This is a genomic window from Azospirillum isscasi, from assembly GCF_030849505.1.
Classification (GTDB): Bacteria; Pseudomonadota; Alphaproteobacteria; order Azospirillales; family Azospirillaceae; genus Azospirillum; species Azospirillum isscasi.
Window position 1 is genome coordinate 57,028 of the sequence record NZ_JAUJFI010000009.1, and the last position, 7,063, is coordinate 64,090.

The following is a 7,063-nucleotide window of genomic DNA, read 5'->3' on the forward strand; positions in this document are numbered from 1 at the left end:
TGCCGAAAAGAGCCGATGTCCTTTTACCTCGTGCAGTTCCTCAGCGGCCTCGCCACGGCGGCAACGCTGTTCCTGGTGTCGTCCGGGCTGACCATCGTGTTCGGCGTGACGCGGATCGTGAATTTCGCGCACGGCTCCTTCTACATGCTGGGCGCCTATCTCGGCTGGACGCTGGTGGAGCGCTGGGGGACCACGCCGCTGGGCTTCTGGGGCGGGGTCGCCGCGGCCTCGCTGGCGGTCGGGCTGCTCGGTGCGCTGATGGAGGTGGGGCTGTTGCGCCGCCTCTACCGCTCGCCGGAGCTGTTCCAGCTTCTCGCCACCTTCGGCGTGGTGCTGGTCGTGCAGGACGCCGCCTCGTGGATCTGGGGGGCGGAGGATCTGCTGGGACGCCGGGCGCCGGGGCTGAAGGGGTCCATCGACATCCTGGACCAGCCCTTCCCGCTCTACGACCTCGTGCTGATCGGGCTGGGGCCGCTGGTGCTGGGCCTGCTCTGGCTGCTGTTCAACCGCACGCGCTGGGGAACGCTGGTCCGTGCGGCGACGCAGGACCGCGACATGGCCTCGGCGCTCGGCGTCGATCCGGCGCGGCTGTTCACCGGCGTGCTGTTCCTCGGATCGGCGCTGGCCGGGCTGGGCGGCGCGCTCCAGGTCCCGCGCGAGGCGGTGAACCTGCACATGGACATGGCCATCGTGGTCGAAGCCTTCGTGGTCGTGGTGGTCGGCGGCATGGGCAGCCTGACCGGGGCCTTCGTCGCCTCGCTGCTGATCGGGCAGTTGCAGGCCTTCGGCATCCTGGTCTTCCCGCAGATCACGCTGGTCCTGGTCTTCCTGTTCATGGCGGTGGTGCTGGTGATCCGCCCCTACGGACTGCTGGGCCGTGCGGAGGACGCGCCGCCCACCGCCGCCAGCCCCGGCCCACCCCTGATCCCGTCCATCGGACCGGCGCGCTGGGTCCCCGCCCTGCTGCTGGCGCTGCTGGCCGCGGTGCCGCTGGTCGCCGGGGACTACGCGCTGATCGTGCTGACGGAGGTGGTGATCCTGGCGCTGCTGGCGGCCAGCCTGCATCTGCTGATCGGGCTGGGCGGGCTGGTCTCCTTCGGGCACGCCGCCTATTTCGGGCTGGGCGCCTATGGCGCCGCTCTGCTGGTCAAGCATCTGGCCGCCCCGATGCCGCTGGCGCTGGCCGCCGCGCCGCTGGTGGCGGGCCTCGGCGCGCTGGCCGCGGGCTGGTTCTGCGTGCGGCGGTCCGGGCTGTATTTCGCCATGCTGACCCTGGCCTTCGCGCAGATCGTCTGGTCGGTGACCTTCCAATGGTACGGCGTCACCGGCGGCGACAACGGCGTCCTCGGCGTCTGGCCGCCGGACTGGGCGGCGGGCAAGGCGGCCTATTACTGGCTGACGCTGGCGCTGGCCGGGGGCGCGCTTCTGCTGCTGCGCCGCGCCGCCTTCGCCCCCTTCGGCTACACGCTGCGCGCCGGGCGCGATTCCGCCCTGCGCGCCGAATCGGTTGGCATCGACGTGCGCCGCCACCAGTGGCTGAGCTTCGCGCTGGCCGGGTCCGCCGCCGGGCTGGCCGGCGGGCTCTACGCCTTTTCCAAGGGCAGCGTCTTTCCCACCCTGATGGCCGTGCCGGTCTCGGTGGACGCATTGGTCATGGTGCTGATGGGCGGCATCCAGACGCTGAGCGGCCCGGTGGTGGGTGCGGCCCTGTTCCACCTGCTGGAGACCGAGGCGATGAGCCTGACCGACTGGTGGCGGCTGGTCCTGGGCGCCGTCATCCTGGTGCTGGTCCTGGCCTTTCCCAAGGGCGTGGCCGGCTTCGCCCGCGACCTGTGGACCCGCGGGAGGGACACATGAGCCGCTTGTCCGTGGAGGATCTGCAACGCTCCTTCGGCGGCGTGCAGGCGGTGCGCGGCGTGTCCTTCACGCTGGAGGCCGGGGAGATCCTGGCGCTGATCGGGCCGAACGGGGCCGGCAAGACCACCTGCTTCAACCTGCTGAACGGCCAGTTGAGGCCGGATGCGGGCACGGTGCGGCTGGACGGGGTGGACATCGTGGGCCTGCCGCCGCGGCGGATCTGGCGGATGGGCGTCGGGCGCACCTTCCAGATCACCGCCACCTTCGCCTCCATGACCGTGCGCGAGAACGTGCAGATGGTGCTGCTGTCCGGCCGCAAGCGCCTGTTCGGGCTGTGGACCCCGGCCGCGGCCTGTTTCCGGGAGGAGGCGATGGCCCTGCTGGAGCGCGTCGGCATGGGCGGGCAGGCGGAGCGTCCCTGCGGCGTGCTGGCCTATGGCGACCTGAAGCGCGTGGAACTCGCCATGGCGCTGGCCGGTGACCCGAAAATCCTGCTGATGGACGAGCCCACCGCCGGCATGGCTCCCGGCGAGCGGCAGGAGCTGATGGCCCTGACCTCCTCCCTGGTCCGCGAGCGCGGCCTCGCGGTGCTGTTCACGGAGCATGACATGGACGTCGTGTTCGGCCACGCCACGCGCATCATCGTGCTCGACCGCGGCCAACTGATCGCCGAGGGCGCGCCCGACGCCGTGCGCGCCGACCCGCGCGTCCAGGCCGTCTATCTGGGAGGCGCGGCATGACCGGCCAATCCCTTCTCGCTGTCCGCGGGCTTCAGGCCTGGTACGGGCGGGCGCATATCCTGACCGGCGTCGATCTGGCCGTCGGCCGCGGCGAGGTGGTGGCCCTGATGGGCCGCAACGGCGCCGGCAAGACCACGGCGATGAAGGCCATCATGGGCCTGCTGGACCGCCGGGCCGGATCGGTCGCCTTCGACGGGCGCGACGTCTCCGCCCTGCCGCCGCACCGCATCGCGCGCCTCGGTCTCGGCTACGTGCCGGAGGACCGGCGGGTCTTCACCGACCTGACGGTGGAGGAGAACCTGGAGGTGGGCCGCCAGCCGCCCCGTGATGGCGCGCCCCATTGGACGCCGGACCGACTCTACGCCCTCTTTCCCAACCTCGCCGAGATGCGGGGCCGCCGCGGCGGGCGGATGAGCGGCGGGGAACAGCAGATGCTGACGCTTGCCCGCACGCTGATGGGCAACCCGTCCCTCCTCCTGCTCGACGAGCCGTCGGAAGGGCTGGCCCCGCGCATCGTGCAGCAGATGGCCGACGCCCTGCGCGCCCTGAAGGCGGAGGGGCTGTCGATCCTGCTGTCCGAACAGAACCTCGCTTTCGCCGCCGCGGTCGCCGACCGCGCGAGCGTCATCGAGAAGGGGCGGATCCGTTTCGAAGGACCGATGCGGGCGCTGTTGGAGGACGAGGCGGTGCGCCGGGTCTATCTGGCGCTGTGACGGCGGCCCGTGCGGCGGCTTATGCCAGAATGTCCAGCACGCGCTTGGTGTTGTCCTGCGCGGCCTGCATGACCTTGACATTGGCGGCGAAGTCGGTCTGGGCGGCGGACAGGCTGACCACCACCGCCGGGTCGATGTTGCCGGAGGTGAGCTGCGCCCCCGCCTCGTCCGCGCGGGCCTGGGCGCCCTGAAGCCCCGCCAGGGCGGACGCCTGGGCGCTGGGCAGGGACGGCATCGTCGGTGTGCCGAGCGCGCTGATGTCCATGATGGGAAACCCCCGAATGACCTGCGGACCAGCCTACCCCTTTCGCGGAGGAAATGCGACGGGGATGGCGGGGCGCGCTCAGCCGTCCGCCAGCCAGCCGGCCAGCCGGTCGAGGAAGGCGCCGGCCTCCGCGGGGTCCTTCAGGCTCCAGCCGGCGGCGCTGGGGGCCGGCGGGTCCATGACGCGGATGCCGGCGCCCCGCCCTTCCCCACGGGCCGCCAGGGCGCGGAAGGCGTCCTCGTCCGTCTCGTCGTCGCCGAGATAGAGCGGCAGCGTCTCCGGCCCGGCGAGGCCCAGCCTGTCGAGCAGCGACAGCACGGCGCGTCCCTTGTCCCAGGGCAGGTTGGGGCGCAGTTCGTGAATTTCCTTTCCGCCGGTGACGCGCAGCTTCGGCAGGGACGCCGCCACGGCGTGCACCGCCTCGGCCACCGCCGCCTTCCCCTCCGGAGCGGCGACGCGCCGGGTGTGCACCGCGATGGCGAAGCGCTTGCGCTCCACCAGGACGCCCGCGATTCCGTCCAGTCGCCGGCTCAGGGCGGCCTCCGCCGCGTCCAGGTCGCCCAGATACTCTTCGCCGATCTGGGTGCGCAGGCCGGGACCGCGGATGTCGAAGCCGTGGCTGCCGGCGTAGATCAGTTCTCCGATCCCGACATGGCGGGCCACGTCCTCCAGATCGCGCCCGCTGACCACCGCCACCGGGCACAGCCCGGCGAGCCGCCGGATCACCGAACGGACGGACTCGTCCAGGATCGCCAGATCGGGCCGCTCCACGATGGGCGTCAGGGTTCCGTCATAGTCCAGGAAGACGGCAGGGCGCCGGTCGCCCAGCATCGCCGCGAAGGCGTCGAACCGGGCGAGCGCCGAAGGCTTGGCGTCCGTGGACGCGGAAGACGGCTGGGGCGGCTGATCGGCCAAGGGCGGCTCTCCTTCTTCGTCGGCGGGCCATCATCGGCGGGCGCACGATCGGAACAACGGGGCAGCGCGCCTTCGGGTCCGGATGCGTTCATCGGAAAGGTTATCGCACCCGCTAGTATTGTGACTCTCCGGCCACAGCACACCCGGAAAAAGCCACGGCCCCGCGAAGGGGCCGTGGCTTCGGGGTTTGCACCCACCTGAGATCTTTGCTAATTTTGCAGTGCAGCAAGCGATTGCTGCTTCGCCCTTCTTGGGCGTTTCCTCCCTAAACTCAGGCCGCTGTTCGTCAGCGGCCTTTTTTCTGCCAGAAACCTGTCCCGTCTGGCAATCCCTAACGAACGCCATACCCCGACAAATCCAGGGAAATAATCCTTAGAAACCGCAGGGTTATGCCGGGCTTTCGGCCACTTGCGCCACAGGCCCGTCCGGGGTTTCCTGACCTCCCGCGGCTGACCATCGGATGCAGACCCTTGAGCAACGCAAACAGGTCCATCGGCGACGGGCCCCAAAAGGAGCCGCTGAAGGCGCTCGTCAACGCCACGCTCCACACCGGCGACTCGGTGCTGGAGGGCGCCGCCCTGCTGATCGACGGCCCGCTCATCGCCGCCGTCACCGCTGCGGACGCGATCCCGCCCGGCGTGGAGGTGACGGATCTGGGTGGCGGCATCCTCGCCCCCGGCTTCATCGACCTTCAGGTGAATGGCGGTGGCGGCGCGCTGTTCAACGACACGCCGGACGTGCCGACGCTGCGCCGCATCGCCGAGGCGCACCGCCGTTTCGGCACCACCGGGCTGCTGCCCACCCTCATCACCGATTCGGCGGACAAGCGCGCCGCCGCCACCGCCGCGGTGCGCGCCGCGATGGCCGAGGGCGTGCCCGGCGTACTGGGCATCCATCTGGAAGGCCCTCACATCGCGCCGGAGCGCCGCGGCGTCCACGACGCGCGCTTCATCGCGCCTCCCGACGCCGGCGATCTCGCCCTGCTCGGCGGACTGTCCGGCCTGCCGGCGCTGATCACGCTGGCGCCGGAGACGGTTCCGCCCGAGCAGATCCGCCGGCTGGCCGCCGCCGGCCTGCGCGTTGCCGCCGGCCACAGCGCCGCCACCTGGGCGCAGGCGAAGGCCGGCTTCGCCGCCGGCATCAGCGGGGTCACCCACCTGTTCAACGCCATGAGCCCGCTCGGCTCCCGCGAGCCCGGCATGGTGGGGGCCGCGCTGGAGGACGACGCGGTCTGGTGCGGAATCATCGTGGACGGGCACCACGTCCACGACGCCTCCGTCCGTCTGGCCTGGAAGGCGAAGGCGCGGGGACGGCTGTTCCTGGTCACCGACGCCATGCCTCCGGTTGGCGCTCCCCGAATCCGTTCATCCGGCGGTTTCCGGCTCTACGGGCAGGACATCCGGGTGGAGGACGGGCGCTGCGTCACCGCGGACGGCACGCTGGCGGGCTCCGCCTTGGACATGGCGGCGGCGGTGCGCAACGCCGTGGAGCGCGTCGGCGTTCCGCTGGACGAGGCGCTGCGCATGGCCGCCGCCTACCCCGCGGATTTCATGGGCATGGCCGGGCAGCGCGGGCGCCTCCGGCCCGGTCTGGCCGCCGACCTCGTGCATCTGGACGGGCGGCTGACGGTGCGGGCCACCTGGATCGGCGGCAAAATGGCCGTTTCGTGAATCACCCCCTGCACGCGCGCGCAAAACTGTCGTATAGAGGCCGGCAGATTCCTGGCCCGCACATGCAGCATCGAGGAGACTTACCCATGGACATCGCCCTGATGGTTCTGGCTGTCGTGTTCTTCTTCTGGCAGACCGTTTCCGAGTAATCGGAAACCGGACGTCCGGACACGCGAAAAGGGCGGCTTCCCCGGGGGAGCCGCCCTTTTCGCGTGTCCAGGGATGGGAAACGTCAATCCGCCTGCACGGCGTCCGGCATGGACCGGGGCTCAAGCCGCGCATGGGCGGAGGCGACGAGCCTCAGCGTCTCCATGATCGTCCCGATCGCTTCGTTCAGGTCGGACTGCCCCGCCGGAACGGGCATTCCGGACAGGACCGACTCCAGGTCGTCGGCAGCGTCCTGCAGAAGGACACAGGCTTTCTCCAACCGCCGTTTGGCCGCCAGGCCGCTCGCAGGGTGCGACGGCGGCGCATCATGCATATCGCGATATGCATTTTGATTTGCAGTTTGCAGCGACGCCCCGCCCCGCCCCTTGTGGAACCCTGCAATGAAGCCGAACATGGGCCTTTCCCCTTTCGTTGCGAGGGGCGTAGAGCAAAAGTCACGCCACTTCGGGGACATTGGCCGGGCTCATCCGTCGGAGGGCCAAAGCCACGCCGCGCCGCGCATACCGCTTTCGGCGCCATGCTGCGCGCGGACGAAGCGCGTGCGCGGCGCCGGGCTCAGCGCCCAGCGCCCCCACAGGGACGGCACGGTTTCGTACAGCCCCGGCAGGTCCGAAAGGCCGCCGCCGACCACCACGGCGTCGGGGTCCAGCAGGTTGATGACGGCGGCCAGCGCGCGGGCCAGCGCGCCGGCGTGGTGATCCAGCGTCGCCAGGGCCTGCGCGTCGCCGGAGCGGC

Annotated in this window: 8 protein-coding genes; 4 read left to right on the forward strand and 4 right to left on the reverse strand. The window is 70.9% G+C overall.

Going from position 1 to position 7,063, the window contains the following annotated elements:
• Positions 1-15 precede the first annotated feature (15 nt).
• Genes QSG27_RS03990 through QSG27_RS04000 form a run of 3 tightly spaced genes read left to right on the forward strand, consistent with a single transcriptional unit; the run spans position 16 to position 3,310 of the window.
• On the forward strand, positions 16-1,857 hold the full coding sequence (locus QSG27_RS03990; RefSeq protein WP_306703835.1) for an ABC transporter permease: 1,842 nt from the start codon (positions 16-18) through the stop codon (positions 1,855-1,857).
• Entirely contained in the window at positions 1,854-2,597 is a 744-nt protein-coding gene (locus QSG27_RS03995; RefSeq protein ID WP_306703836.1) for an ABC transporter ATP-binding protein, read from the forward strand. Before QSG27_RS03990 ends, QSG27_RS03995 begins: the two co-directional genes overlap by 4 nt.
• Positions 2,594-3,310, forward strand: coding sequence for an ABC transporter ATP-binding protein (locus tag QSG27_RS04000; RefSeq protein ID WP_306703837.1), 717 nt, complete (start codon positions 2,594-2,596; stop codon positions 3,308-3,310). Before QSG27_RS03995 ends, QSG27_RS04000 begins: the two co-directional genes overlap by 4 nt.
• Before the next feature lie 19 nt (positions 3,311-3,329).
• On the opposite strand, the gene QSG27_RS04005 is transcribed toward QSG27_RS04000, so the two are convergent.
• Together QSG27_RS04005 and otsB are read right to left on the reverse strand one after the other, a co-directional pair.
• Positions 3,330-3,575, reverse strand: a complete 246-nt coding sequence (locus tag QSG27_RS04005; protein ID WP_306703838.1) for a hypothetical protein — start codon at positions 3,573-3,575, stop codon at positions 3,330-3,332.
• Between the two features lie 78 nt (positions 3,576-3,653).
• Positions 3,654-4,490, reverse strand: a complete 837-nt coding sequence (gene otsB, locus QSG27_RS04010; RefSeq protein ID WP_306703839.1) for a trehalose-phosphatase — start codon at positions 4,488-4,490, stop codon at positions 3,654-3,656.
• Between the two features lie 470 nt (positions 4,491-4,960).
• Here otsB and nagA point away from each other — a divergent pair, with 470 nt between their 5' ends.
• Positions 4,961-6,160 carry an N-acetylglucosamine-6-phosphate deacetylase gene (nagA, locus tag QSG27_RS04015; RefSeq protein ID WP_306703840.1) on the forward strand — a complete coding sequence of 400 codons (1,200 nt, stop codon included), beginning with the start codon at positions 4,961-4,963 and terminating at the stop codon, positions 6,158-6,160.
• A 232-nt stretch (positions 6,161-6,392) separates the two neighbouring features.
• Here nagA and QSG27_RS04020 read toward each other — a convergent pair whose 3' ends face one another.
• Positions 6,393-6,722, reverse strand: coding sequence for a hypothetical protein (locus tag QSG27_RS04020; RefSeq protein ID WP_306703841.1), 330 nt, complete (start codon positions 6,720-6,722; stop codon positions 6,393-6,395).
• Between the two features lie 69 nt (positions 6,723-6,791).
• On the reverse strand, positions 6,792-7,063 hold a 272-nt coding region (locus QSG27_RS04025; protein ID WP_306703842.1), incomplete at its 5' end, for an ROK family protein.

Excerpts from the sequence above, each read along its gene's own strand:
- QSG27_RS04020 (WP_306703841.1), bottom strand. The coding sequence starts at position 6,722 with ATGTTCGGCTTCATTGCAGGGTTCCACAAGGGGCGGGGCGGGGCGTCG.
- QSG27_RS03995 (WP_306703836.1), top strand. The coding sequence starts at position 1,854 with ATGAGCCGCTTGTCCGTGGAGGATCTGCAACGCTCCTTCGGCGGCGTG.
- QSG27_RS03990 (WP_306703835.1), top strand. The coding sequence starts at position 16 with ATGTCCTTTTACCTCGTGCAGTTCCTCAGCGGCCTCGCCACGGCGGCA.
- QSG27_RS04000 (WP_306703837.1), top strand. The coding sequence starts at position 2,594 with ATGACCGGCCAATCCCTTCTCGCTGTCCGCGGGCTTCAGGCCTGGTAC.
- QSG27_RS04005 (WP_306703838.1), bottom strand. The coding sequence starts at position 3,575 with ATGGACATCAGCGCGCTCGGCACACCGACGATGCCGTCCCTGCCCAGC.